This window comes from Mycobacterium kubicae, assembly GCF_015689175.1.
Classification (GTDB): domain Bacteria; phylum Actinomycetota; class Actinomycetes; order Mycobacteriales; family Mycobacteriaceae; genus Mycobacterium; species Mycobacterium kubicae.
In genome coordinates, this window is the sequence record NZ_CP065047.1 from 5,599,731 (window position 1) to 5,621,821 (window position 22,091).

Annotated in this window: 24 protein-coding genes and 1 tRNA gene; 8 read left to right on the forward strand and 17 right to left on the reverse strand. The window is 67.2% G+C overall.

Annotated elements, in window-relative coordinates; all coding sequences use genetic code 11:
- Positions 1–153: 153 nt before the first annotated feature.
- From ponA2 to I2456_RS26220, 4 genes are all read left to right on the forward strand, one after another.
- Positions 154–2,577, forward strand: coding sequence for a transglycosylase/D,D-transpeptidase PonA2 (gene ponA2 / locus I2456_RS26205; RefSeq protein WP_068034473.1), 2,424 nt, complete (start codon positions 154–156; stop codon positions 2,575–2,577).
- A 57-nt stretch (positions 2,578–2,634) separates the two neighbouring features.
- A complete protein-coding gene (locus I2456_RS26210) occupies positions 2,635–3,654 on the forward strand; it encodes a metallophosphoesterase (protein WP_068034470.1) in 1,020 nt (339 codons plus the stop codon).
- Positions 3,651–4,757 (forward strand): L-cysteine desulfhydrase Cds1, encoded by a 1,107-nt coding sequence (gene cds1, locus I2456_RS26215; protein ID WP_085074679.1) that lies wholly within the window; start codon positions 3,651–3,653, stop codon positions 4,755–4,757. The genes I2456_RS26210 and cds1 overlap by 4 nt, the downstream gene beginning before the upstream one ends.
- A 61-nt stretch (positions 4,758–4,818) precedes the next feature.
- Positions 4,819–4,892 (forward strand) — tRNA-Pro (locus I2456_RS26220).
- A gap of 71 nt (positions 4,893–4,963) precedes the next feature.
- Here I2456_RS26220 and I2456_RS26225 read toward each other — a convergent pair.
- The 5 genes from I2456_RS26225 to I2456_RS26245 all read right to left on the reverse strand — a co-directional run bounded on the left by I2456_RS26225 (position 4,964) and on the right by I2456_RS26245 (position 7,701).
- Positions 4,964–5,119, reverse strand: a complete 156-nt coding sequence (locus I2456_RS26225; protein WP_116645569.1) for a hypothetical protein — start codon at positions 5,117–5,119, stop codon at positions 4,964–4,966.
- 91 nt (positions 5,120–5,210) lie between these two features.
- A complete protein-coding gene (locus tag I2456_RS26230; RefSeq protein WP_241007811.1) occupies positions 5,211–5,489 on the reverse strand; it encodes a hypothetical protein in 279 nt (92 codons plus the stop codon).
- Between the two features lie 33 nt (positions 5,490–5,522).
- A complete protein-coding gene (locus I2456_RS26235) occupies positions 5,523–6,866 on the reverse strand; it encodes a cytochrome P450 (RefSeq protein ID WP_139823220.1) in 1,344 nt (447 codons plus the stop codon).
- A gap of 70 nt (positions 6,867–6,936) precedes the next feature.
- Positions 6,937–7,239: a DUF4193 domain-containing protein gene (locus I2456_RS26240; protein ID WP_068034467.1), complete on the reverse strand. Its 303-nt coding sequence runs from the start codon at positions 7,237–7,239 to the stop codon at positions 6,937–6,939.
- A gap of 135 nt (positions 7,240–7,374) precedes the next feature.
- Positions 7,375–7,701: a hypothetical protein gene (locus tag I2456_RS26245; protein WP_068156496.1), complete on the reverse strand. Its 327-nt coding sequence runs from the start codon at positions 7,699–7,701 to the stop codon at positions 7,375–7,377.
- A 315-nt stretch (positions 7,702–8,016) separates the two neighbouring features.
- On the opposite strand from I2456_RS26245, the gene I2456_RS26250 reads away from it, so the two are divergent.
- Entirely contained in the window at positions 8,017–8,556 is a 540-nt protein-coding gene (locus tag I2456_RS26250; protein ID WP_068034597.1) for a cysteine hydrolase family protein, read from the forward strand.
- Positions 8,557–8,640: 84 nt separating this feature from the next.
- Positions 8,641–8,811 carry a hypothetical protein gene (locus I2456_RS26255; protein WP_165612761.1) on the forward strand — a complete coding sequence of 57 codons (171 nt, stop codon included), beginning with the start codon at positions 8,641–8,643 and terminating at the stop codon, positions 8,809–8,811.
- A gap of 7 nt (positions 8,812–8,818) precedes the next feature.
- Here the strand turns inward: I2456_RS26255 and I2456_RS26260 are convergent, their stop codons facing one another.
- Together I2456_RS26260 and I2456_RS26265 are read right to left on the reverse strand one after the other, a co-directional pair.
- Positions 8,819–9,580, reverse strand: a complete 762-nt coding sequence (locus tag I2456_RS26260; RefSeq protein WP_085074680.1) for an endonuclease/exonuclease/phosphatase family protein — start codon at positions 9,578–9,580, stop codon at positions 8,819–8,821.
- Between the two features lie 34 nt (positions 9,581–9,614).
- Positions 9,615–10,562, reverse strand: a complete 948-nt coding sequence (locus I2456_RS26265) for an acyl-CoA dehydrogenase family protein (RefSeq protein WP_068034461.1) — start codon at positions 10,560–10,562, stop codon at positions 9,615–9,617.
- A 260-nt stretch (positions 10,563–10,822) separates the two neighbouring features.
- Here I2456_RS26265 and I2456_RS26270 point away from each other — a divergent pair, with 260 nt between their 5' ends.
- A complete protein-coding gene (locus tag I2456_RS26270) occupies positions 10,823–11,407 on the forward strand; it encodes a nucleotidyltransferase family protein (RefSeq protein ID WP_085074681.1) in 585 nt (194 codons plus the stop codon).
- Between the two features lie 315 nt (positions 11,408–11,722).
- On the opposite strand, the gene I2456_RS26275 is transcribed toward I2456_RS26270, so the two are convergent.
- Both I2456_RS26275 and I2456_RS26280 read right to left on the reverse strand, forming a co-directional pair.
- Entirely contained in the window at positions 11,723–11,998 is a 276-nt protein-coding gene (locus tag I2456_RS26275; RefSeq protein WP_068034457.1) for a WGxxGxxG family protein, read from the reverse strand.
- Between the two features lie 223 nt (positions 11,999–12,221).
- Positions 12,222–12,479: a DUF7218 family protein gene (locus tag I2456_RS26280; protein ID WP_068034595.1), complete on the reverse strand. Its 258-nt coding sequence runs from the start codon at positions 12,477–12,479 to the stop codon at positions 12,222–12,224.
- A 237-nt stretch (positions 12,480–12,716) separates the two neighbouring features.
- Between I2456_RS26280 and mbp1 the strand changes: the two genes are divergently transcribed.
- Positions 12,717–12,947, forward strand: coding sequence for a microaggregate-binding protein 1 (mbp1, locus tag I2456_RS26285; RefSeq protein WP_068034454.1), 231 nt, complete (start codon positions 12,717–12,719; stop codon positions 12,945–12,947).
- A gap of 46 nt (positions 12,948–12,993) precedes the next feature.
- On the opposite strand, the gene I2456_RS26290 is transcribed toward mbp1, so the two are convergent.
- The 8 genes from I2456_RS26290 to I2456_RS26325 are packed head-to-tail and all read right to left on the reverse strand — an operon-like array spanning position 12,994 to position 22,084.
- Entirely contained in the window at positions 12,994–14,298 is a 1,305-nt protein-coding gene (locus I2456_RS26290) for a UDP-glucose dehydrogenase family protein (RefSeq protein ID WP_085074682.1), read from the reverse strand.
- The gene (locus tag I2456_RS26295) at positions 14,295–15,272 is read right to left on the reverse strand and encodes a glycosyltransferase family 9 protein (RefSeq protein ID WP_085074683.1); all 978 of its coding nucleotides are present in this window, start codon (positions 15,270–15,272) and stop codon (positions 14,295–14,297) included. Before I2456_RS26295 ends, I2456_RS26290 begins: the two co-directional genes overlap by 4 nt.
- Positions 15,242–15,958, reverse strand: coding sequence for an SDR family oxidoreductase (locus I2456_RS26300; protein WP_085074684.1), 717 nt, complete (start codon positions 15,956–15,958; stop codon positions 15,242–15,244). Before I2456_RS26300 ends, I2456_RS26295 begins: the two co-directional genes overlap by 31 nt.
- A 1-nt stretch (position 15,959) precedes the next feature.
- Positions 15,960–17,366, reverse strand: a complete 1,407-nt coding sequence (locus tag I2456_RS26305; protein WP_085074685.1) for a PfkB family carbohydrate kinase — start codon at positions 17,364–17,366, stop codon at positions 15,960–15,962.
- Positions 17,363–17,932, reverse strand: a complete 570-nt coding sequence (locus I2456_RS26310) for a D-sedoheptulose-7-phosphate isomerase (RefSeq protein ID WP_085074686.1) — start codon at positions 17,930–17,932, stop codon at positions 17,363–17,365. The genes I2456_RS26305 and I2456_RS26310 overlap by 4 nt, the downstream gene beginning before the upstream one ends.
- Positions 17,929–18,963, reverse strand: a complete 1,035-nt coding sequence (locus I2456_RS26315; protein WP_085074687.1) for a glycosyltransferase family 9 protein — start codon at positions 18,961–18,963, stop codon at positions 17,929–17,931. Before I2456_RS26315 ends, I2456_RS26310 begins: the two co-directional genes overlap by 4 nt.
- Positions 18,954–20,447 (reverse strand): HAD-IIIA family hydrolase, encoded by a 1,494-nt coding sequence (locus I2456_RS26320; protein ID WP_205880190.1) that lies wholly within the window; start codon positions 20,445–20,447, stop codon positions 18,954–18,956. The genes I2456_RS26315 and I2456_RS26320 overlap by 10 nt, the downstream gene beginning before the upstream one ends.
- Entirely contained in the window at positions 20,444–22,084 is a 1,641-nt protein-coding gene (locus I2456_RS26325; RefSeq protein ID WP_085074689.1) for a carbamoyltransferase family protein, read from the reverse strand. Before I2456_RS26325 ends, I2456_RS26320 begins: the two co-directional genes overlap by 4 nt.
- Between the last annotated feature and the right edge of the window lie 7 nt (positions 22,085–22,091).

The following is a 22,091-nucleotide window of genomic DNA, read 5'->3' on the forward strand; positions in this document are numbered from 1 at the left end:
ACGGGTCGCGCCTGTCCCATTTTTGGCCTCTGACCTGTGACTCAGTTGCAAATAGCGCCGCTACGACGGGTCCGCGGGCGCCCTACCTGCTGAAAGAAAATTTTCCGCCTGCGCGGCGCGGTGGGGTGACAGAAGGTCGCTACTGTAGTACGCATGTCCGAGCGCCCCCCGGCCGTGATCACGGTCCTGAAGCTTGCTGGGTGCTGTCTGCTGGCCAGTATCGTCGCCACCGCCCTGATGTTCCCCTTCGCAGGCGGAGTCGGTCTCATGTCGAACCGCGCCTCGGAAGTGGTGGCGAACGGTTCCGCTCAGCTTTTGGAGGGTCAAGTGCCCGCGGTGTCGACGATGGTCGACGCCAAGGGCAACGTCATCGCCTGGCTGTACTCCCAGCGCCGGTTCGAAGTGCCGTCCGACAAGATCGCCAACACGATGAAGCTGGCGATCGTCTCGATCGAGGACAAGCGGTTCGCCGACCACAACGGGGTGGACTGGAAAGGCACCCTGACCGGTCTGGCCGGGTACGCCTCCGGCGATGTGGACACCCGCGGCGGCTCGACCATCGAGCAGCAGTACGTCAAGAACTACCAACTGCTGGTGACCGCCCAGACCGATGCCGAGAAGCGCGCGGCCGTCGAAACCACCCCGGCGCGCAAGCTGCGTGAGATCCGGATGGCGCTCACGCTGGACAAGACCTTCACCAAACCCGAGATCCTCACCCGCTACCTGAACCTGGTGTCGTTCGGCAACAACTCTTTCGGGGTTCAGGACGCGGCGCAGACCTACTTCGGCATCAATGCCGTCGATCTGAACTGGCAGCAGGCTGCGCTGCTGGCGGGCATGGTGCAGTCGACCAGCACGCTGAACCCCTACACCAACCCCGAAGGGGCGTTGGCCCGGCGCAACCTGGTGCTGGACACCATGATCGCCAACATCCCGCAGGAAGCCGACGCCTTGCGGGCGGCCAAGGCCGAGCCGCTGGGAATCCTGCCGCAGCCCAACGAATTGCCGCGCGGCTGCATCGCCGCGGGAGATCGCGCCTTCTTCTGCGACTACGTCCAGGAATATCTGTCTCGCGCCGGCATCAACAAGGAGCAGGTGGCCCGCGGCGGCTACCTCATCCGGACCACGCTGGACCCAGACGTGCAGGTCCCGGTCAAGGCGGCCATCGACAAGTTCGCCCCGCCGACCCTGGCCGGTATCTCCAGCGTGATGAGCGTGATCCGGCCGGGCAAGGATTCGCACAAAGTGATCGCGATGGCCAGCAACCGTAAGTACGGGCTGAACACCGAAGCCGGCGAGACCATGCGTCCGCAGCCGTTCTCCCTCGTCGGCGATGGCGCGGGCTCGATCTTCAAGCTGTTCACCACCGCGGCCGCCCTGGACATGGGCATGGGCATCAACGCCCAACTCGACGTGCCACCCCGCTTCCAGGCCAAGGGGCTGGGCAGCGGTGGGGCCAAGGGATGCCCCAAGGACACCTGGTGTGTGGTCAATGCCGGCAATTACCGCGGATCGATGAATGTCACCGAAGCGCTTGCCACCTCACCCAACACCGCCTTCGCCAAGCTGATCTCACAGATCGGAGTCGGGCGCGCGGTCGACATGGCGATCAAACTCGGGCTGCGCTCCTACGCCAACCCGGGCACCGCCCGCGACTACAACCCCGACAGCAACGAAAGCCTGGCTGACTTCGTCAAGCGGCAGAACATCGGCTCGTTCACCCTCGGGCCCATCGAGGTCAACGCCTTGGAGCTGTCCAACGTCGCCGCCACGCTGGCCTCCGGTGGAATGTGGTGCCCGCCCAACCCGATCGACAAGCTGATCGACCGCAACGGCAACGAGGTCGCCGTCACCACCGAGACCTGCGATCAGGTCGTGCCCGAAGGGCTGGCCAACACGCTGGCCAACGCGATGAGCAAGGACGCCTCGGGCGGCGGCACCGCGTCGGGATCGGCCGGGGCCGCGGGCTGGGACCTGCCGATGTCGGGTAAGACCGGCACCACCGAAGCGCACCGCTCTTCGGGTTTCGTGGGCTTCACCAACCGCTACGCCGCGGCGAACTACATCTACGACGACTCCACCAATCCGACCGACCTGTGTTCGGCGCCGCTGCGCCACTGCGGTGAGGGCGACCTGTACGGCGGTAACGAGCCGGCGCGCACCTGGTTCACGGCCATGAAGCCGATCGCCTTGAACTTCGGTGAAGTGCACCTGCCGCCGACCGACCCGCGTTATGTCGACGGCTCCCCCGGCTCGCGGGTGCCCAGTGTCGTGGGTCTGGACGTGAACCAGGCCCGCCAGCGCCTCAAAGACGCCGGATTCCAGGTCGCCGACCAAACCAATTCGGTCAACAGCAGCGCCAAACTCGGTGAGGTGGTCGGAACCGCGCCCACCGGGCAGACGATCCCCGGCTCGATCATCACGATCCAGGTCAGCAACGGCATCCCGCCGCCACCGCCGCCACCGCCGGAGGGTGCGCCGGTGCCGGTCGGTTCGCAGGTGGTCGAGATTCCGGGCCTGCCGCCGATCACCATTCCATTGCTCGCGCCGCCGCCGGCCGAGCCGCCTCCTCCGTAGGCCTTGATCACGGCGGAGACGCGCCCCCAGTCGGCGACCGGCAGTAGCATGCCTGGCATGGCTGATGCCCAGAAATCGATAGCTCGGTCTCTCCCCGGGCCGCCGCGCGGCTCGCATCGTGGCCGGGTGCTCCCCGCCTTGTTACGCACCGGTGCTGCCACGCTCGGCTCGGCGGTCGCCGGGGTAGGTTACGCCGCGCTGGTCGAGCGCAACGCATTCGTGTTGCGCGAGGTGACCATGCCGGTGTTGAGCCCGGGGTCCACGCCGTTGCGGGTGTTGCATATCAGCGATCTGCACATGTTGCCCAACCAGCGGCGCAAACAGGCGTGGCTGCGCGAGCTGGCCAGCTGGGAACCCGACCTCGTCGTCAACACCGGTGACAATCTGGCTCACCCCAAGGCCGTTCCCGCGGTGGTTCAGACTCTTGGTGACCTATTGGGCCGCCCGGGCGTCTTCGTGTTCGGCAGCAACGACTACTTCGGGCCGCGGTTGAAGAACCCGATGAACTACCTGACCAACCCGGGACATCGCACCCGCGGCGAACCGCTGCCGTGGCAGGACCTGCGCGCGGCGTTCACCGAGCGCGGCTGGCTGGATCTCACCCATACTCGCCGCGAGTTCGAGGTGGCCGGCCTGCACATCGCCGCCGCCGGCGTCGACGACCCGCATATCGACCGGGACCGCTATGACACCATCGCCGGCCCGGCCAGCCCCGCGGCGAATTTGCGGCTGGGGTTGACGCATTCGCCGGAACCGCGGGTGCTGGACCGCTTCGCCGCGGACGGCTACCAGTTGGTGATGGCCGGACACACCCACGGCGGACAGCTTTGCCTGCCGTTCTACGGCGCCTTGGTGACCAACTGCGGCCTGGACCGCTCTCGGGCCAAGGGCGCATCGCAGTGGGGCGAGCACATGCGCCTGCACGTCTCGGCCGGAATCGGCACCTCACCGTATGCACCCGTGCGCTTCTGCTGCCGACCCGAAGCCACCTTGCTCACGCTGATCGCCACCCCGATGGGCGGCCGCGATTCAACCAGCAACCTGGGCCGGTCGCAGCCAAAAGTCTCGGTGCGTTGACCGACCGGACCGACATCGCGGTCCGCAGCCAGTCCCGCAACTGGGCGGACAACGCGGTCCGGTTGATCGAGGCCGACGCCCGCCGCAGCGCTGACACCCACCTGCTGCGCTACCCACTGCCCACGGCATGGTCCGCCGAGGCCGACGTCGCGCTGTACCTCAAAGACGAGACCACCCACATCACCGGCAGCCTCAAGCACCGGTTGGCGAGGTCGTTGTTCCTCTACGCGTTGTGCAACGGCTGGATCCACGAGGGCACCACGGTGGTCGAAGCGTCGTCGGGGTCCACGGCGGTATCCGAGGCGTATTTCGCCGCCCTGCTCGGGCTGCCGTTCATCGCCGTGATGCCGGCCGCGACCAGCCCTACCAAGATCGCCCTGATCGAAGCACAAGGCGGCCGTTGCCATTTCGTCGACAGCTCCCGCCAGGTCTACGCCGAAGCCGAGCGATTGGCGCACGAGACCGGCGGCCACTACGTCGACCAATTCACCAACGCCGAGCGCGCGACCGACTGGCGCGGCAACAACAACATCGCCGAGTCGATCTTCACGCAGATGCGCGACGAGACCTATCCCGTCCCCGAGTGGATCGTGGTGGGCGCGGGCACCGGCGGAACCAGCGCCACCATCGGCCGCTACCTGCGCTACCGCCGACACGCGACCCGCTTGTGTGTGGTGGATCCGGAGAATTCGGCGTTCTTCCCCGCTTACGCCCAAGCACGCGACGACATCGTCATGCCGTCCTCGTCGCGGATCGAGGGTATCGGCCGGCCGCGCGTCGAGCCCTCGTTTCTGCCCACGGTGGTCGACCGCATGGTGTCGGTTCCCGACGCCGCCTCGATCGCCGCTGCCCGCCACGTCAGTGCGGTGCTGGGTCGCCGCGTCGGACCGTCCACCGGGACCAACCTGTGGGGCGCGTTCGGCCTGCTCGCCGAGATGGTCGCCGACGGCCGCAGCGGTTCGGTGGTGACGCTGCTCGCCGACAGCGGGGACCGGTACGCCGACACCTACTTCAGCGACGACTGGGTGAGCGCCCAGGGGCTCGATCCGTCGGGACCGGCTCGGCTACTGATCGAGTTCGAACAAACCTGCCGGTGGCCGTGACCGCTTGGCCTGCGGTTTGGTGCGGCGATGGGCCGGTGCGATAGGCTGTCGTGGCTTCAATCGGGGTGTGGCGCAGCTTGGTAGCGCGCTTCGTTCGGGACGAAGAGGCCGTGGGTTCGAATCCCGCCACCCCGACTCGTATGGACTTACGTAGAAAGGCCCTGCCTAGTTGTTAGGCAGGGCCTTTCTACGGTGCCGTGACGGTCCTAGAACCAGACTCTGCGCCCGCCCACCGGACGCCCGACCGCTCCCAGGATCCACAAGATCACGCCGACGAGCACCAGGATGCCGCCGATCGTGTACAGAATGCTCAGGCCGGTGAAATACCCGACCACCAAGAGGATGATGCCCAAGATGATCATGTCCGCAGCCCCTTTTTGAACGGTGTCTAATTAGCTGACCTCTCTGGGGTACCCGGCCGGAAGCGCTTCCAATCGAAATGACTTACTGCCGCTAGATGACATGCGCGTGCGCCAACGAAACGACCGTCACGATCCACGCGACCGAAATGCCGAGCCCGGCCAGCGCCTCGCCGCGACCCTCTTCCCAACCCTGGATCTGGCTCAACGCGGCGATCGCGCAGATGACGCTCAGCACCACCGCGCCCACCAGCCCGAAGGCGAGCGCCGCGGATGCATAGGCATTACCGGGGCGCACCGGCGCGGTCTGGACAACGGTCGGTTCGAATGTCGCGTTCATATCGCGGGTTCCCCTTCGCTCGCTGCGGTCCAAGACAAGACGATCGCGGTCAGCGCTTGACGGGTTCTAAACGGATTCTTGGAACGCTGGAAGATAGGTGACCCGGGTGCCGTGACGGGGGGCCAGCATGATGGAGCGCCGCACGATCCGCTCGGGCTTGTCGTCGACGGCAGCAAAGTCGCCTTCGCGCAGTAAGACGTGCAGCACGGTGACCAGCTCGCGCATCGAAAAGGCCGCGCCCAGGCACCGTTTGATGCCGCCACCGAACGGGACCCACGCATAGGTCTGCGGCCGGGTCCCCAGGAATCGCTCCGGACGGAATTCGTGCGGGTTGTCGTAGATGTTCGGGTTGCGGTTGATTGCGATGATGTGGACCACGATGCGAGTGCCCGCCTCGATGCGGTATCCACCTATCGAAAGGGGTTGCGCTGCAACGCGTGCGGTAAACGGTGCGGGCGGCCGTACCCGTAAGGTCTCGTTGATCACCGCGGTGGTGAATTCCTCCACACCGCTGACGGCTTCCTCGCGCACCCGCTGCAGCGCCTGCGGGTGGTGCAACAGCAGATCGAGCACCCACGCCAGCGTGGTCGCGGTGGTCTCGTGCCCGGCCAGCATCAGCGTAATCAGATCGTCGCGGATCTCGTTGTCCGACAACCCTTCACCGTCTTCGCCGCGAGCACACATGAGCAAGGCCAAGATGTCGTGCTGCGCACTGAGCTTGGGATCGTGTCTGCGTCGGGCGATCAGCGGCATGACCACTTCGTCGATCTCTCGAAAAGCGTGGGCACGCGCAGGCCACACGCGTAAGGTACCGAGCCGACGCAACGCATACCGGACCGTCAATTGCTCCGAAACTCCCAGTGTCAGAAGCCGTTCGAACGGCCGCCCCAAGCGGCGCACCTCGGCGGGGTCCTCGACGCCGAAGATGACCTTGACGATCACGTCGAGCATCAGCGACCGAGCCGCTTCCAGCATCTCGAACGGACGATCGACCGGCCAGCTGTGTATCGCTGCGCGCGTGGAGTTTTCGATGATCGGCACATAGCTGTGCAGGGCCGTGCCGTGCAGCGGCGGGGTCAGCAGTTTACGGCGTCGCAGGTGCTCGGGCTCCTCTTGCACGAACATCGATCCCGAACCGTAGATAGCCGCGGCGGGACCCACGCCTTCGCCACCGAGCAGGACGTCTGGCGGCGCGGTGAACACTTCCTTGACCAGTACCGGATCAGAGACGATGGCGACGTCACCCAGGCTCAGGATCGGCATCGTCATGATCGGACCGTAGCGACGGATCAGCCGCAGCATCCGCCGCTCACCGCCGACCAGATAGGCCAGCGCGTACGCCGCGGCGAACACGCCGCGGAACCTGCGAGGAGCGGGCAGACCCGGCGGACGACTCAGCGGGATCGCCATGAAGGCGACGCTAGTGCACTAGTGCCCGACCAGAGCGTCGACAAGCCGTTATGCCGCCGGCCACGGCACCTCAGCTGCAGTCGGCGCAGACAAAGCGCCCGTTCGCCGAGCTGCGCAGGCGGCTGCGGTGCTGCACCAAAAAGCAGCACGAGCAAGTGAATTCATCGGCGCGCTTGGGAACAACCGCAACGGACAATTCTTCGCCGGTCAGGTCGCCATCGGGTAGCTCGAAGAACGGGACGTCGTTGGGATCTTCATCCACGACCGCCGTGGACATGCCAGGTAAAGAGGAACCCAAGTCGCGTAGGGCGGCCCCGTCGCCGGCGTCCGGGTCTGACACGCGGCGTGCGTCGTAATCGCTAGCAGTAGTCATAGGGGTTCCTCCCTGCTGTGTGCCCGGGTCACACACCCCACTGTGGTCACCCGTGGCTCAGGCAGTACCCCATTCAGAAACGATCCACACCCGCCAGCATCAGAAAATTGACAGCGAAACCGGCGCGTAGGGCCGTTAATTCGTGGTGAAGCGCAGGCTTGGCCACCCGCCGGCGAAAGAGGTGGCATCGGCCGACGAACCCTCGACCGGTTGCCTGGTTGGGAACGAAGCCCCGTGGTCCCGATGGCCGATCAAGGCCAGCCCCAGCCACGGCGCCATGACCGCGGCGACCAACGCCACTGCGGCGACGGCGGTATGTCCCGTCACCAAGGCCACGATGCCGGCCACCAAGCCGAGTGCCCACGCACCGGCGGTGATCAGGCCGGGGATGCTCACACCGCTGGTAGCCGCTTCGTCAGCCGCGTGGGCACAACGAGCTGCGCCGTGTCCGGTGTAAACCATGACTACTCCCAGCAAATACCACTGCAAACCGGCGGGGCCGGCTCGAAAACCGTTACGAACTCTGGGCAGTCCCGATTGCTGCCGCACAACGACTATATCCTGTGGATACAGTTGTTCAGTTCGCTATTTTTGCTACATCGCCGCGGGCTTGCGTGTAGGCCGTGCTCGACCACCACTCACCAGCGGTAACGTACTTCGCGGGCATACCCGATGACCTTGCTGTTCAAACATGGGCGTTCTAATGTCGGGACGCCTTGGCGGCGCGCAGCCAATTCCGGACGGGTGGAGGGCGCAAAGGTGGGTATTCCTCGGGCCGTGAGTGATACTGCATTGCTGGTAATCGACATGTTCAACGACTACCGCCACCCCGACGCCGACCAGTTGGCCACCAACGTCGGCAACATCATCGACCCACTGGTCAGCCTCATCGACGATGCCAATGAGCACGACGGCGTCGACCTGATCTACGTCAACGACAACCACGGCGACTTCACCGCCGAGCCGCACGACATCATCTCGAGCGCGGTCGACGGTGAACATCCCGACCTGGTCCGGCCACTGGTGCCGCCCGCGGGCACGCGGCTCATCACCAAGGTGCGCCACAGCGTCTTCTATTCCACCCCGCTGGATTACTTACTGGATCGGCTGAAAACCAAGCGCATCGTGCTCACCGGTCAGGTCACCGAGCAGTGCATTCTCTACAGCGCGCTCGACGGTTACCTGCGCCACTTCGACGTCGTGGTACCGCCCGACGCCGTCGCGCACATCGACAAAGATCTCGGGGCCGCCGCGCTGAAGATGATGGAGCGCAACATGAATGCTGAAATCGTTTCTGCTGCAGAGTGTTTGCCTTGACCCGGCGTTTGCGACCGGTGCATTGCGGGAATGTCGGAGCACTGGCCATCCCGGCCACCACAACGCCCCAACGAGAGGCTGCACATGAGCAAGGGTAAGTCCGATCAGACCGAGTCCGACGTCGAGGCAGAGCATCATCAGTCTCGGTCACGCGCCAGCCGCGACGAGGACGGCGCGTACGTCGGACGCAAATCCGGCGACGACGAGTTCGACGCCGGCATGACCGGTGCGGAGGCGCGCAGCCAGGACGGCTGAGCCCGCGTTACCGGTGCAGATCGACCACCAGCGGACGGTGGTCGGAAATCGGCATCAACTCCGCCTCCGTCCCGGCGGCGCGCAGGCCACGATCGTCGGTCAAGATGTGGTCGAGCTGGCGCTGCGGCTCAGGCGCCGGAAAGGTCACCGCCGACGCCAGCGGCCGCATGCCCGACCAGCGGTGCACCGCGGCCGGCGTGAGATTGAGGTCGCCGAGCAGCAGCCGCGGGCCGGGCAAACCGCGCAGGTCGCGGACCAGTCGGCGCAGCTGTCGCCGATTCCAACCCGGCACGAACGACAAGTGGGTGTTGGCCACCGTCAACGGCCCCAACGGAGTATCCAATCGAGCGATGACCGCCGCCCGCGGTTCTTCGTCGACGATCATGACCTTGTTCGGTCCGGGCAGGTACATCGGGAACCGCATCGGAATGCGCGGCAATCGCACCACCTGCCAACTGACCGCCGGGAACCGGGACAGCAGCGCGATCCCATAGGCGGCGGTGCCGGGCTGTTCCCGGCCGGTGGCGGCCATCCATGTCGCCCCGGGAGTGCCCGAGATGGCGGCGACGAAGCGGTGCTCCACCGCACCCATGGCTTCGGCCGCTGCCGCGGTCAGGTCCGCGCGTCCCGACCGGGGTTGATCGCAGTCGACCTCTTGCAGGGCAAGGACGTCGGGATCAAGGCGACGCACGCAATCGCGCAGCCGTTGCGGATCGACTCCGTCACCAACGGTGCGGCCGTGCAGGATGTTGAAGGTCGCCACGCGCACGGCTACGCCCGGGGTTCCGACTCCGGCACCATCCCTACGTCCGCCCGGCCAGACGGCCCAGCTCGGCAAGGTCCCGCTCGGCGTGGCTCTGCCGTATATATATGGACAGGTCGGCGACGCGTTGCGCGTGCCGGCCGTCTTGAGTCAGGGGGCCCGGTCCCAGAGCACGGCCGGTGCGGGTGATCGCCTCGTCGACAGCGTGTTCCACGACAGCGCGGGTGCGCCGGGCCAGCAGTTGGGCGGTACGGGCCCGGTCGAACGGGTCCGCATCGACCTGGGCTGCCGCCACCGACAACATCGCATCGCCGGCGGCAAGGGCAGCGTCCACCGCACCCAGGTGCGCCAGCGCGTACGCGTCGGCCGATTTGCTGCCGGCGCATTTGTACAGCGGGTCGGCCACGCGTCGGGCGCCGCCCAGCCAACACGCCGCAACGCCGATGGCGCCGTGCCAGAACCCGGGCCGGTTCAGATAGCCACCGGGATCGCCGACCGCAACCGCGTGCGCGTTGGTGAATTGCACTGGCCGGGTGTCACTGCCGGCCATACCGGAGTTCCACCACGTGCTCGGCAGCGGTTTGATGCCCGGGTCGGTGACGGTGACGGCGAACAGGCCGAGTTCGCCATGCGGATCGTCGATATGAGCGGTGACCAGTGCGTGGGTGCAAAAGCCGGCACCCGAGCACCACACCTTGGTGCCGCTGAGCGTGAACGCGTCACCACAGACGTTGCTCGCAATCAGTACGGCATCGGGGGATTCGGTCGCCCACACGCCCCACAGCTGATCGGAGCTGGGCGGCTTGCCACCCAGCTCGTTGAGGATCGCGATCGCTTCCACATGCGTTTCGGCGATGCGGGCCGCCGCGATGTCCTCATGGGCCAGCTCCGTGAGCCGCTGCCAGCGTTCGGCGGTACGCCCCGATGCGGGAAGTGGTAACTCTAATCGCCCCGATTCCAGCCAGTGCTGCACCAAGCCGGCCGTCATACCCAAACCTCTTCTGCCGCCCCCACCAGTCGCAGCGGGTGACTGGCACAGAAGACCGGCGCCACCCGCGCAACCAGGACCGCAGCTAGACCCTCGCCGGAGGCCAGTGCGCGAAACCCGCGCAGGCTGCACCAAGCTCGCGACGCTGCGACTGCCATGGCATGCTGATTTTCCCGAAACTCAGCCCACTAAACGATTGCCCGATACCCCCAGACTAGTCAGGTTGTCTTTCCGCGAACGCGGGGTATGCCCTACCAACCATGACTGCCAGCCTCGAAGCGGACTCCGGCGCTGACCGCGACGCTCGCTGCGCCGATCTGCGCGAGACGTTGCGAGCAGCAGCATCGGCCCTCAAGGAGCATGGTCCACGGTTTGCTCTCGCCGGAAGTTACGCCTTGTGGGCCTATGGGGCGCCGGAGCCCACTCACGACGTCGACATGGTGGTTGCGGAGTCCGACGTCCCAGCGGCCGTCACGACTCTGGAGAAGGCTGGCTTCCGCATCACGCGCCCGCCGGAGGACTGGCTGTTCAAGGCTCAGATCGGTGAAACCGTGGTCGACGTGCTGCACCGGGTCAACAGCGAAATCGTCGAGCCTGAGTTGCTCGACTGCGCCCAGCCGCGTGTGGTGCAAGCGATCCTCATGCCAGTACTGCCGCCGACCACGGTGTTCATTCAGAAGTTGCGGGCCCTCACCGAGCATTACTGCGACTTCACCAAGCTGCTGCCGGCCGCGCGGGCGATCCGCGAACAGCTGGACTGGGACACGATCGAAGAGAAGACCGCCGACAACGACTTCGCGGTCGCATTCCTGGTGCTCGCCGGCCGGCTGGGGCTGCGGGAATGACCGCGCGTGATCTCCAGCTCCGGCACAGTTAGAACCCGGTGCAACTGGGTACCGTACTGCACTATGGAATCCCATCCGAGCCGTGACGAAGAGCTCGAGGATGTCGTCGACTCACTTGAGAGCGGCGTGACCGAAGAACGGCGCGACCAGGGTGTACCGGGAAACGTGAGCGAGCGGGAACAAGCTCCGAGACTCGGTTCCGAGGCGGCCGAGAAGGAACCTCCGGATTAGCGACTGCGGCGCCAGGCGCGACCGGCAACCGATGGAGAAGCCCCGCAGTACCGAAGTACTGCGGGGGCTTGCACCCAAAGGTCGTTAGACGGCACCACCGCGCGGGTTGGTCGTCGTCGTTCCCGCCGTGGGACGAACGTCGTTACGCCGCTTCAGCCCGGCGAGTCCCAACAGACCGAGCAGACCGGTGAGGCCCCACAGGCCCGTCTTGTCGCTGTGGTTGTTGTTGTTGGCGTCGTTGTCCGCCACGATTGTCGTCGTCGAGGCCGGCACCGAGACTTCAGTGGTGGCGTTGGCAAGCCCCGCCCCACCGAACAAAAGCGAACCGGTGGCACACATGACTGCAAGGGTCTTACGCATTGTTCCTCCATTTATTTGCGGTCGCGACAGATAACCGAGTGAAAGAACATGCTGCTTAGTCCTTTCACCCGCGACGATCGTGAAGGCACCGGCCCGCACCATCGCGTGCCTACGCTTACCCCGCTGTAATGCGCGGAAACATTTTCGACGTACTTTCTTGCGCGACGGCAATGACCGATCGCCCGTGCGGCTCGGACCCGCGGCTCGGACGCAGGTCAGCGGCTCAGTGATTACGCAACTTGCTGATCAACTTGTCTTTAGTCAAGCTCGAATAGCCGGTCATACCGAGCTCTTTGGCTTTCTTTCGCAGCTGCGGGACGGTCCATTCGTCGTAAGACTGCGATTTTCCACCCTTGCGGCCGACCTTGGATTTGCCCTGGCCGGCGACGGCATTGGAAATCCGCGCCGCCTTTTCCTTCGAGTCACCTTTTTTGCGCAGGTCCTGGTAGAGCTTCTCGTTCTTGATCGACGAATTGGGCATGAACGGCACCTCCTGGAATTCGCATACCCCTAACGGCATTGCCTGCGCCTGGTGCTGCCAAACCAGACCAAAGCCAACTCGGCCGTCATCACCACTACTTAGCGTCGTCTCCGGAGCGCGTGCGGTGCGGTGAACTCCGGTTGCTGTTTCGTGCGGTGGTGATCGGGAATCCCGATCGGGGTGTGCCGCGCGGCAGGCGCGGCTCGCGAACCAAGTAAGAACAACGATGGGAATGTCATGAGCGACAGTGGTCCGGCAGAGGGCGCCAAGGGCGTCGGCGAAGGCATCAAGGGCAAGGCCAAGGAGGCCATCGGCAGCGTCACCGGCAGCGACGACCTGAAGAACGAAGGCGCCGCCCAGCAAGAGAAGGCCGACGCCCAGCGCGACGTCGCCAAGAAAGAAGCGGAAGCCGAATCGGCGCGCGGCGGCGCAGAGGCCGCCGAGGAGCGGCAGAAGTCCAACCAATAATCACACAGATGACGGCCCCGGCCCGGCGGCCGGGGCCGTCATCGTGTCAAAACCCTAGTGGCACACCGTTTCCCAAGTAGGCCAAGCCCGCGTCCCGCACCCGCACCGGGTCCAGCAGGTTCCTGGTGTCCACGACGACCGCCGCCGGCGCCTCCCGGGCGATGGCGCGCCAGTCCAGTTCCCGGAATGCGGGCCACTCGGTCAGCACGACGATTGCTTCTGCAGCTTTGGCGGCCCGGTACGGTTCGTCCACCGCGGTGACTCGGGACTGCTGCAATACGACAGGATCGATGCCGCGCAGTTGCGGGTCATAGCCCATGACGTGGGCGCCGGCCTGCGCCAACTCTCGGCAGGCCGCCAGTGCGGGGGAATCCCGGGTATCGCTGGTGTCGGCTTTGAATGTCAAGCCCAGCGCGGTGATTCGGCATCCCGAGAGCTCTCGACCCAGGGCATGGCGCAGCGCGGCGGCGATGCGGTCGGCTTGGGCGGCGTTGGTCGTGCGAGCCGCCTCCACTTCGGCGAACGTGACCCCGTGGCGGCGCGCGGTGTGCACCAACGCCGCGGTGTCCTTGGGCAGGCAGGATCCGCCCCAGCCGGGACCGGGTCGCAGAAATTCCGACCCTATCCGGCGGTCGGCGCCCATGCAGCGGGTCACGTCGTGGATGTCGGCGCCTACTCGGGAGCACAGTGTCGCCAGCGAATTGGTGTAGGAAAGCTTGACGGCCAAGAAGGCGTTGCTGGCGTATTTGGCCACCTCCGCGCTTTCCGGAGTCATCTGGAAGACGGGTTCGGTGCCCGACCCGCAGGTGCGGCTGATGACGTCGGCGACCGTTTCGTCGAGGGTGCCGACGACGAGACGATCGGGGTGCCTGAAATCGTGCACGGCCCGCCCCTCGCGTAAGAACTCAGGAGTTGACACCGCCCGAATCCCTCTGTCTCGCAGCCGCTCTGCGACCACCGACGTGGTGCCGACCGGAATCGTCGACTTCATCGCCACGATGGCGCCGCTGCAAAGCACCTCGCCGAGGCGGTCGACGGCCGAGTGCACCGCGCTGAGGTCTGGGCGGCCATCATCGGCGCTGGGCGTCGGCACGCAGACGAAGACGATGTCGCGGTCGGCCAGGGTTGCATAGTCGCCACTGAAGCGGAGCAGTCCGGCAGCGAGCCCGTCGCGCAACAGTTCTGGCAGCTCCGGCTCGTCGATCACCGGAATGCCAGATCGCAGCTGATCGACCCGCTGCGGGTCGACGTCCACAGCGACGGTGTCCAAACCTCGCTCGGCGATGCAGACCGCGGTGGTCAGTCCGACGTAGCCGACACCCACCACACCTACCCGGACAGCGGTACTCATGCCGCCTCGCTCAACAGGTGATGGCTGGCTTCCAGCACACTGGCGACGCTGATCTTCTCGAGACCGGGATGCGGGGTGCCGGCGTTGGGGTCGCCGGTTTCGCCGGCCCACAGTGCGACGTGCGGTGCGGGCCCGCGAGGTCCCCAGCGACGCGGTGGTGTGGGCCCGAACAGCACCACCGAGGCCGTCGACGTGGCGGCGGCCAGGTGACCCAGGCCCGTATCCCCACAGATGACCAGCCGGCTGTCTCTGACCAAAGCGGTCAATGCCGGCAGGTCGAGTAACCCCGCCACCACCGTGGTACGTGGCAACCCTGCGGCGCGGGCGACATCGTGGGCGAGATCGAACTCGCCGGTGGACCCGGTGATCACGATCTCGTACCCCTCATCACGCAGGGCCGCGGCCACCGCGGCGAATCTTCTGGTCGGCCACTGGCGTGCGGGTGCCGAGGCGCCCGGATGGATCACCACGGCACCGGCCTGGTCGAAGTGCACCGAAGGGCGTCTCAGCGTTACATCCGTTGCCTCGCAATGGATTCCAGCCCACTCGAGCAGGCTGCACCAACGCGTCACTTCGTGTACTTCGGAATCCCACGGCGGACCGGCCAGGGCGGGGTGGCGGTGATGCGCATGGGTGATCACCGACTTCGGCTGCCAGGAAAGCAGGTGATCGATGCTTTCCGGTCCGCTGCCATGCAGATTCACCGCCAGTGCCGGCGGACGCGGCTTGGAGTGCAGGTCGCCCAGGCGTTCGGTGGGCAGCAAGGCATCGATCGCCCCGGTGAGCATCGCCAGATCCCGGTAGCGTTCGGGTGCGGCCAGCAGGATCCGGGCATCGGGATAGTGGCGGCGCAAGCCGCGCAGGGCGGGCACCGCCGTCAGCAGGTCACCGAGACCCAGCGCCCGCAGCACCACAATGGTGTCGGGCGGGTCAGGCGGCGCCGTTACGGCCACGACGACTCCGTGGGGGCGCATACCACGATTTCGCGCACCTCACACCCTATCGGTTGAGACAGCGCGAAAAGCACTGTCTCGGCGACGTTTTCGGGCTGATTCAGTTTGGCGTCCGGTGGCGGCTTGTATTGCTCGGTGCGGCCGTCGAAGAACGGGGTGTGCATGCCACCGGGAATCAGCAAAGTGACGCCCACTTCACCGGCGAGTTCGGCCGCCAGCGCCCGGGTGAAGCCGACGACGCCGAACTTCGAGGCGCAGTAGGCCGTCGCATCGCTGACCGCTTTGATGCCCAGGGTCGAGGCGCAGGTGACGATGCGTCCGTGTGTGGTCTTCAGATAGGGCAGGGCGGCGCGAATGACGGCGGCGGTGCCGACCAGGTTGACGGCGATGACCTGTTCCCATTCCTTGGCCGGTACCTGTTCGAGGGTTCCGCAGGAGTCGATGCCCGCGGCGGTGAAGACACCCGTGATCTGCCCCTGGACCCGTTCGGCGAGTGACTCGACGGCCGCCGTCACCGCGCTGGTGTCGGCCAGATCGCAGGGCGCCCATGGCACGTCGGCTGCGGGTGGCTTCTTGTCGATCACCAACGGCACCCCACCGCGGCGGGCGACCGCCGCCACCGTGCTGGCGCCCAACCCCGAAGAGCCACCGCTGATCAGGACCGCCCCCAGTGGGTTGGTGTCGGACGTCGTGGAAAGTTCAGTCATGTCAGTGCCTTTCGTCGTTGGCGCGGCCGGAGTTCGCCGCCGCGATCAAGCGGGAGGAGGAATAACCGGCAACGGTGGGCAAGATGACGACCTCGCCGCCATGACGGCGCACGACGTCGGCTTCCGGCAGATCATCGGCGGTGTAGTCGCCGCCCTTGACCCAGACGTCGGGTCGCAGATCTTCGAGCACGCCTTCGGGGGTGGCCGCATCGAAAATTGCGACGGCGTCGACGCAGGCCAGCGCGGCCAGGACCCGGGCGCGGTCCACGTCCTGCATCACCGGCCGCCCCGGACCTTTCAGTGCGCGCACCGAGCGATCGGAATTGACCAGCACGACCAGGGCGTCACCGAGGTCACGGGCTTGGCGCAGCAGGCGGATGTGACCGCTGTGCAGCAGGTCGAAGCAGCCGCCGGTCGCGACGACGGTTCGCCCGTTGCGCCGCAGCCGCTCCGCCAAGGCGATCGCGTCAGCGCCGGTTGAGTCCTCGGCGTGCGCCGACATCGGCACGATGTCGGCACCCCTACCGGTCACCGGAGTCGAGACGGCGCTGGCCCCACCGGTGACCACGAATCGGGCGGCGTCGGCCACGGCGGCTTCAACCGCCGCGATCGCGTCGGCACCCGAACCCAGGGCCGCCGCCGCGGCGACGGAGAACCGGTCTCCGGCGCCACAGACATCGGCCGCACCCGCCACCGGCAAATCCGGCACGCCGATATGGCGGACACCGCCCTGGGCGGCGTACACCCGCGCACCGCGGGCGCCGCGGGTAATGCACACCGCGCCGGCAAGCCATTTCTGGCGCAGCACTTCACCGGCGTCCCCCTCGTCACCACCGAAGTGGCGCGCCTCTTCCTGATTGGGCGTGACCAACGCGCAGTCCGGTACTGGTGTCGCACCGCGCGGATGCGGATCCCACACCACCGGGATCCGGGCGGTCAGCTGGGTCAAGGCGGCCCGCACCGCCGGCAGACTCGTCACCCCGGCGCCGTAATCGGCAACGCAGATCGCCCTGGCCGCACTCAGTGCGTCGGTCACCTCCGCCGCCAGTTCACGATCCGCCGGTCGGCCGTCGCCGCGGTCCAGCCGCAGCATCGACTGGCCCCGCGCCCGAATCCTGGTCTTGGTCACGGTGGTTCCGGTCATCGGCAGCGGCAGAACGCGCACGCCCGCGTCGGTGAGCAGACCGTGCAACCGACGCCCGGGCTCGTCATCGGCGATGCCGGTGACCAACACGACTTCGGTTTCGGTGCGGGCGGCGAGCACCGCGGCCAACCCTGCCCCGCCCGGCCGCTGCACCGTCCGCTCGGCGTCGACCACCGGTACCGGCGCCTCGGGGCTCAGCCGCGTCGCGGTGCCTTCGACATCGACGTCGAGTATCGAATCCCCGATGATCACAAGGGGTTTCATGAGGTCTCCGGGCGCAGCAGCGCATCGTCGAGCGCCATGCACAGCCCGTGCACCAACAGCAGATGGATTTCCTGCACGGTCGCTGTCGACGCCGCGTCCACACTGATCGCCTGGTCGCACATGGAGGCGAGCATGTTGGGCGCGGGCCCGGTCAGTCCCCACGTCTGCATTCCGATCTCCTGGCCGGCCTTGACCGCGGCCACCACGTTGCGGCTGGTGCCGCTGGTGGACAGCGCCACCAGAACGTCGCCGGGACGCCCGTGTGCCCGCACTCCGCGGGCGAAGATCTCCTCTTCGCCGTAATCGTTGGCGATCGCGGTCAACGCGGAAGTCTCCGCATGTAGGGCTATGGCAGACAACGGAATTCGTTCTTCACGGAAGCGGCCGACGAGTTCGCCGGTGAGGTGCTGGGCTTCGGCCGCGCTGCCGCCGTTTCCGCATGCCAACAACCGGCCTCCGCCGGACAGGACCTGCGCAAGGTGACGCCCCCACTCCCGCAGCCGCGGCACCTCCCCGCTGGTGCGTTCCACCGCATCGCGTAACGCGTCGAAATGCGTCTCGATCATGGCTCTCCTCCTCTGAACCGCACCGCGGCCAGCAACTCCGCGTCGCTGATTCCGTCTAGACAGGGATGGCCCGGCACCGGGCAGACCCGGGCGCGGGTGGCGCGGCACGCCGCCTGCTGGTCGCCGAGCACGGTGACCCGCCGGGTGTACGGGCTCCACTGCGCGGCCGGCACGACGGGGGCGAACAACGACACCACCGGAGTCCCGACGGCGGCGGCCAAATGTGCCGGGCCGGTGTTGGGGACCACGACCACTCGCGCGACCGCGAACACCGCCGCCAGTTCGGCGAAGCTGGTCCGGCCGCCCAGATCCAGCGCCACGTCACCGGCCACCGCGGCGGTGAGGCCGGCCTCGTCCGGACCGCCGGTCACCACCACGCGGTACCCGGCCCCGGCCAGCGCCGCGACCATGGCCGCGCTGCGCTGTTGGCCGGGCTGCCGTGCGGGCACCGCGGCACCGGGGTGGAAGACGACAAACGGGTCAGTCCCCAGCTGTGCGGCCAGGTGCTGTGGCAGCGGGCCGACATCACGAATGCGCAGTGCACCGTCGTCCCCATCGGGCAGGGCGCATCCGGCGGTGGCCACCAGCGACAGCGCACGCTCCGGTTCCGGTATGCCGCTGGGCACCTGATGCCGCAAATCCAGCAAGGTGCCGGGGTAGTCGACGCAGATCGCCCCTATCCAGGGCACCGACGCCATCCGCGCCAACAGCGCCAGCGGCAACGGGGACTGGTGAAACGACGTCAGGATGTACATCCGAGCGGGCCCGATGTCGCGAAGCTGTTTGATCAACGCCTCGGCGTGCGAAGCGGTGAGTTCTGGGGAGTCGAAGTCCACCCACGGCGCCTGCCACTCCAGGATTTCGTCAACCCCCGGCAGCAGTTCGGCAGCATCCCGACCGCGCGGTCCGACCAGCATCACCACCCGGTCGTGGCAGGCGGCAACGGCCCGCACCGCGGGGCCGGTGATCAACACATCGCCCGCACTGTCCAGGCGAGCGACGACCGCGGTACGCGCGGCCGTCACAGCCACTCCCGCAACACCAGCGAGACCGCGTCCTCGAGCGTGGCGGCGACGCGCGCGTGCGCGCGGGCCCGATCGACCTCCTCGGGCAGCGTGCGCGCGGTCGGCACCAGCACCGCGCCGGCCTGGGCGGCCAACGCCGCGTCCACGTCGCCGCCGGTGTCGCCGATCATCACGCAGCGGTCCGGCGGTACCGCCAGCGCCTCGGCGGCCGCCAGCACCATCCCCGGTTGCGGCTTGCGACAACCGCACCCGTCGCTCTCCCCGTGTACGCATACCTGCCAGGAGTCGAACGGCCCGAGCACCTCGTCGACGCGGGCGTTGACCGCGGTGAGTTGGTCCGGGCTGATCAGCCCGCGCGCCACCCCGGACTGATTGGTGACGACGGCGAGCAGCACTCCGCGCTGCCGCAGCCGCGCCAGCGCCCGAGTGGCGCCGAGGGTGGGCAGCACGCCGTCGGGATCGTTGAGGTAGTGCCGGTCGACGATGATGGTGTCGTCGCGGTCCAGCAGCACGGCCAGCGGCGGATCACGCCGGGCCCGGCGAAACGTCCACTCCCCAACCAGGCGGTGCCACACGGCAACTGGTGGAATGACCGCGCTGGTAACCGTCAACCGCAGCGCTTCGGCGACGCTGCGAGGACCGCTGCGCCAGCGCCGGATGGTGAATTCCACGATACAGCCCAGCCACAGCAGCGCGCCGAGGCGGGCCGCCGAACCGCGTCGGGCAATCCCGGCGATCAGGGTCAGTGCGGCGGCCAGGGTGGTGGCGGTGTGCGCGGGCATGCGACCGGGGCCCTCGCCGATCATGGTTCGCCAGGTTCGGCCGTACTTGCGCCGCAGCAGGGCGTTGTCGCGGTTGCCGATCTGGGCCCGCACACTGGCCCACCAGTTGGTCGCAGCGACGGGATGCGTGCACCGCCGGCGGCCGCGCACAATCTCTCCGCCGGCCGCCACCATGCGTACCGCCAGATCGGAGTCCTCCCGGTAGGCGCGGGGAAAGCGCTCGTCGAAACCGCCTATGGCGACAAGCATGTCGCGCCGGTACGCCATGTCGGCGGTGATCCAGCGCGCCTGCGCCAGGCGCAGGGTGCGCCGTTCATCGTCGGTCGGTTGACGCGTCGGTGTCGTGGGCACTTCAATCGTGGCCTGGGAGCCGACGGCTCCCGTCTTCTCGGCGGCTTGCAGGTCTGCGATCACGTCCGACTTCCACGTCGGATGCGGCAGCACGTCGTCGTCGAGGAAGCAGATCCAGCGTGTGGAGGCGGCGCGCCAGCCCACGTTGCGTGCGGCGGCCGGCCCGCGACCGCCGCTGCGAAGTACCCGCAGGTTCAAACCGCCGGGAAGAGGAAGGTCGTCGTCGGCCCTAGGCCGGTCATCGACAACGACCACCTCGTCCGGCTCGGGTCCCGACCCCTGCTCCAGCGCAACGAGCAAGCGGCGCAGAGACTCTCGGCCGATGGTCGGTATCACGATCGAGTAACCGTCGGTCACGGGCGCCGCCTGACCAGATAGGAACCGATCGCCAGCATATCGATCGGTGAGCTGCCGAACACCTCGAGCGCGTCGCGCGGACTGTCCACCATGGGCCGGCCCGCTGTGTTGAAGCTGGTGTTGACCACCACTGGAACGCCGGTGCGTTCGGCGAATCGGCTGATCGTCGCGTGCAGGCGCGGGTTGGCGGCCTGCTCGACGGTCTGGATCCGCGCGGTGCCGTCGACGTGGGTGACCGCGGGGATGCGGTTCCGCCATGCCTGCGCAACGTCGTGCACGAACAGCATGTACGGGCTGGGCAGCGGCCCGCGGGAGAAGATCTCGGCGGCGCGTTCGGCCAAAACCATTGGCGCAACGGGACGGAACTGTTCGCGCCCCTTGACCGCGTTCAGGCGTTCCAAGTTGGCCGCGGCGCGCGGGTCGGCCAGCAACGAGCGACCACCGAGTGCCCGCGGCCCGAATTCGGCACGCCCCTGAAACCAGCCGATCAACTGGTTGTCGGCCAGCGCGTCACCGACCGCACCGGCGAAGTCCTCGGGCTGTTCATAGCGCACGGCGGCCTCGTCGAGGGTCGCCTTGATCTGCTCGTCGGACCAGCCGCGGCCCAACTGCGCCGTCGGCATCGGCGCGATCGGCTCACCGAACCCCGCGGCCAGGCTCAGTGCGGCTCCCAGTGCGGTGCCGGAGTCACCGGCGGCGGGCTGGACCCAGATCCGGTCGAATCCGCTTTCGGCGTGAATGCGGGTGTTGGCAACGCAGTTGAGTGCCACGCCACCGGCCAGGCACAGCGCGTCTCCGTCGGTGCGCTCGCGCAGCCAGCCCACCAGCTCCAGCAACACGTCCTCGACCACCCGCTGCACACTGCAGGCCAGGTCGGCATGGACGGGGTCGAGCTCTGTCGTGCCGGGCGGACGTTGCGGCGCCAGCGCGTCCCAGTCGATCGGTTCGGTGCGGAATCCGCCGTCCCCGCAGGCGTAGACCTTCTCCTTGAGCTGGTCGACGAATCTGGGTCGGCCGTAGGAAGCCATCGCCATCACCTTGTACTCGTCGCTCGACCGCGCAAATCCCAGGTGTTCGGTGAGGCTTTCGTAGAACAGTCCCAGCGAATGCGGCAACGGCTGGGACGCCAGCACGTCCAGTTTGTGATCGCGGTATACGCCGGCCAGCATCGAGGTCCGCTCCCCGCGCCCGTCGACGACCAACACGGCGGTGTCGGGGTGCGGTGAAGCCAGTGCGGTGGATGCCGCGTGCGCGACGTGGTGGCGTACGTGCTGGAAGACGGCGGGGTTCAGACCGGGTACGGCAGCAGCCAGGAACCGTGGTGCGCGTTGGGCGTACAGCGTCCGTAGGTATTCCCAGTCTCGGTCCAGTCCGGCCGGGTCGACCGGTTCTTCGTACATCAGCGCCGGGTCGTAGGAATAGCCGACGGCGTCGATGTCGGCGGCATCGACTCCGCCTTGCTCCAGGCACCACCGGATTGCGGCCACCGGCACTTCCCACGTCGAGAACGGAACGGCTTGTTTCCCGTGCTTGCGCCGCGAGAACCGTTCCTCCTCGGCGGCCGCCACCACCTGTCCATCAACGACCAGGGCCGCAGCCGGGTCATGAAAGACCGCGTTGACACCGAGAATTCGCACTACTGCC

What these genes read in the sequence shown, in the direction of transcription:
- I2456_RS26290 (WP_085074682.1), bottom strand. Translation starts at nt 14,298, where the DNA reads ATGAGTACCGCTGTCCGGGTAGGTGTGGTGGGTGTCGGCTACGTCGGA.
- I2456_RS26210 (WP_068034470.1), top strand. Translation starts at nt 2,635, where the DNA reads ATGGCTGATGCCCAGAAATCGATAGCTCGGTCTCTCCCCGGGCCGCCG.
- mbp1 (WP_068034454.1), top strand. Translation starts at nt 12,717, where the DNA reads ATGAGCGACAGTGGTCCGGCAGAGGGCGCCAAGGGCGTCGGCGAAGGC.
- I2456_RS26280 (WP_068034595.1), bottom strand. Translation starts at nt 12,479, where the DNA reads ATGCCCAATTCGTCGATCAAGAACGAGAAGCTCTACCAGGACCTGCGC.
- ponA2 (WP_068034473.1), top strand. Translation starts at nt 154, where the DNA reads ATGTCCGAGCGCCCCCCGGCCGTGATCACGGTCCTGAAGCTTGCTGGG.
- I2456_RS26310 (WP_085074686.1), bottom strand. Translation starts at nt 17,932, where the DNA reads ATGATCGAGACGCATTTCGACGCGTTACGCGATGCGGTGGAACGCACC.
- I2456_RS26270 (WP_085074681.1), top strand. Translation starts at nt 10,823, where the DNA reads ATGACTGCCAGCCTCGAAGCGGACTCCGGCGCTGACCGCGACGCTCGC.
- I2456_RS26305 (WP_085074685.1), bottom strand. Translation starts at nt 17,366, where the DNA reads ATGAAACCCCTTGTGATCATCGGGGATTCGATACTCGACGTCGATGTC.
- I2456_RS26225 (WP_116645569.1), bottom strand. Translation starts at nt 5,119, where the DNA reads ATGATCATCTTGGGCATCATCCTCTTGGTGGTCGGGTATTTCACCGGC.
- I2456_RS26295 (WP_085074683.1), bottom strand. Translation starts at nt 15,272, where the DNA reads ATGCGCCCCCACGGAGTCGTCGTGGCCGTAACGGCGCCGCCTGACCCG.
- I2456_RS26300 (WP_085074684.1), bottom strand. Translation starts at nt 15,958, where the DNA reads ATGACTGAACTTTCCACGACGTCCGACACCAACCCACTGGGGGCGGTC.
- I2456_RS26265 (WP_068034461.1), bottom strand. Translation starts at nt 10,562, where the DNA reads ATGACGGCCGGCTTGGTGCAGCACTGGCTGGAATCGGGGCGATTAGAG.
- I2456_RS26275 (WP_068034457.1), bottom strand. Translation starts at nt 11,998, where the DNA reads ATGCGTAAGACCCTTGCAGTCATGTGTGCCACCGGTTCGCTTTTGTTC.
- I2456_RS26255 (WP_165612761.1), top strand. Translation starts at nt 8,641, where the DNA reads ATGAGCAAGGGTAAGTCCGATCAGACCGAGTCCGACGTCGAGGCAGAG.
- I2456_RS26235 (WP_139823220.1), bottom strand. Translation starts at nt 6,866, where the DNA reads ATGGCGATCCCGCTGAGTCGTCCGCCGGGTCTGCCCGCTCCTCGCAGG.
- I2456_RS26245 (WP_068156496.1), bottom strand. Translation starts at nt 7,701, where the DNA reads ATGGTTTACACCGGACACGGCGCAGCTCGTTGTGCCCACGCGGCTGAC.
- I2456_RS26240 (WP_068034467.1), bottom strand. Translation starts at nt 7,239, where the DNA reads ATGACTACTGCTAGCGATTACGACGCACGCCGCGTGTCAGACCCGGAC.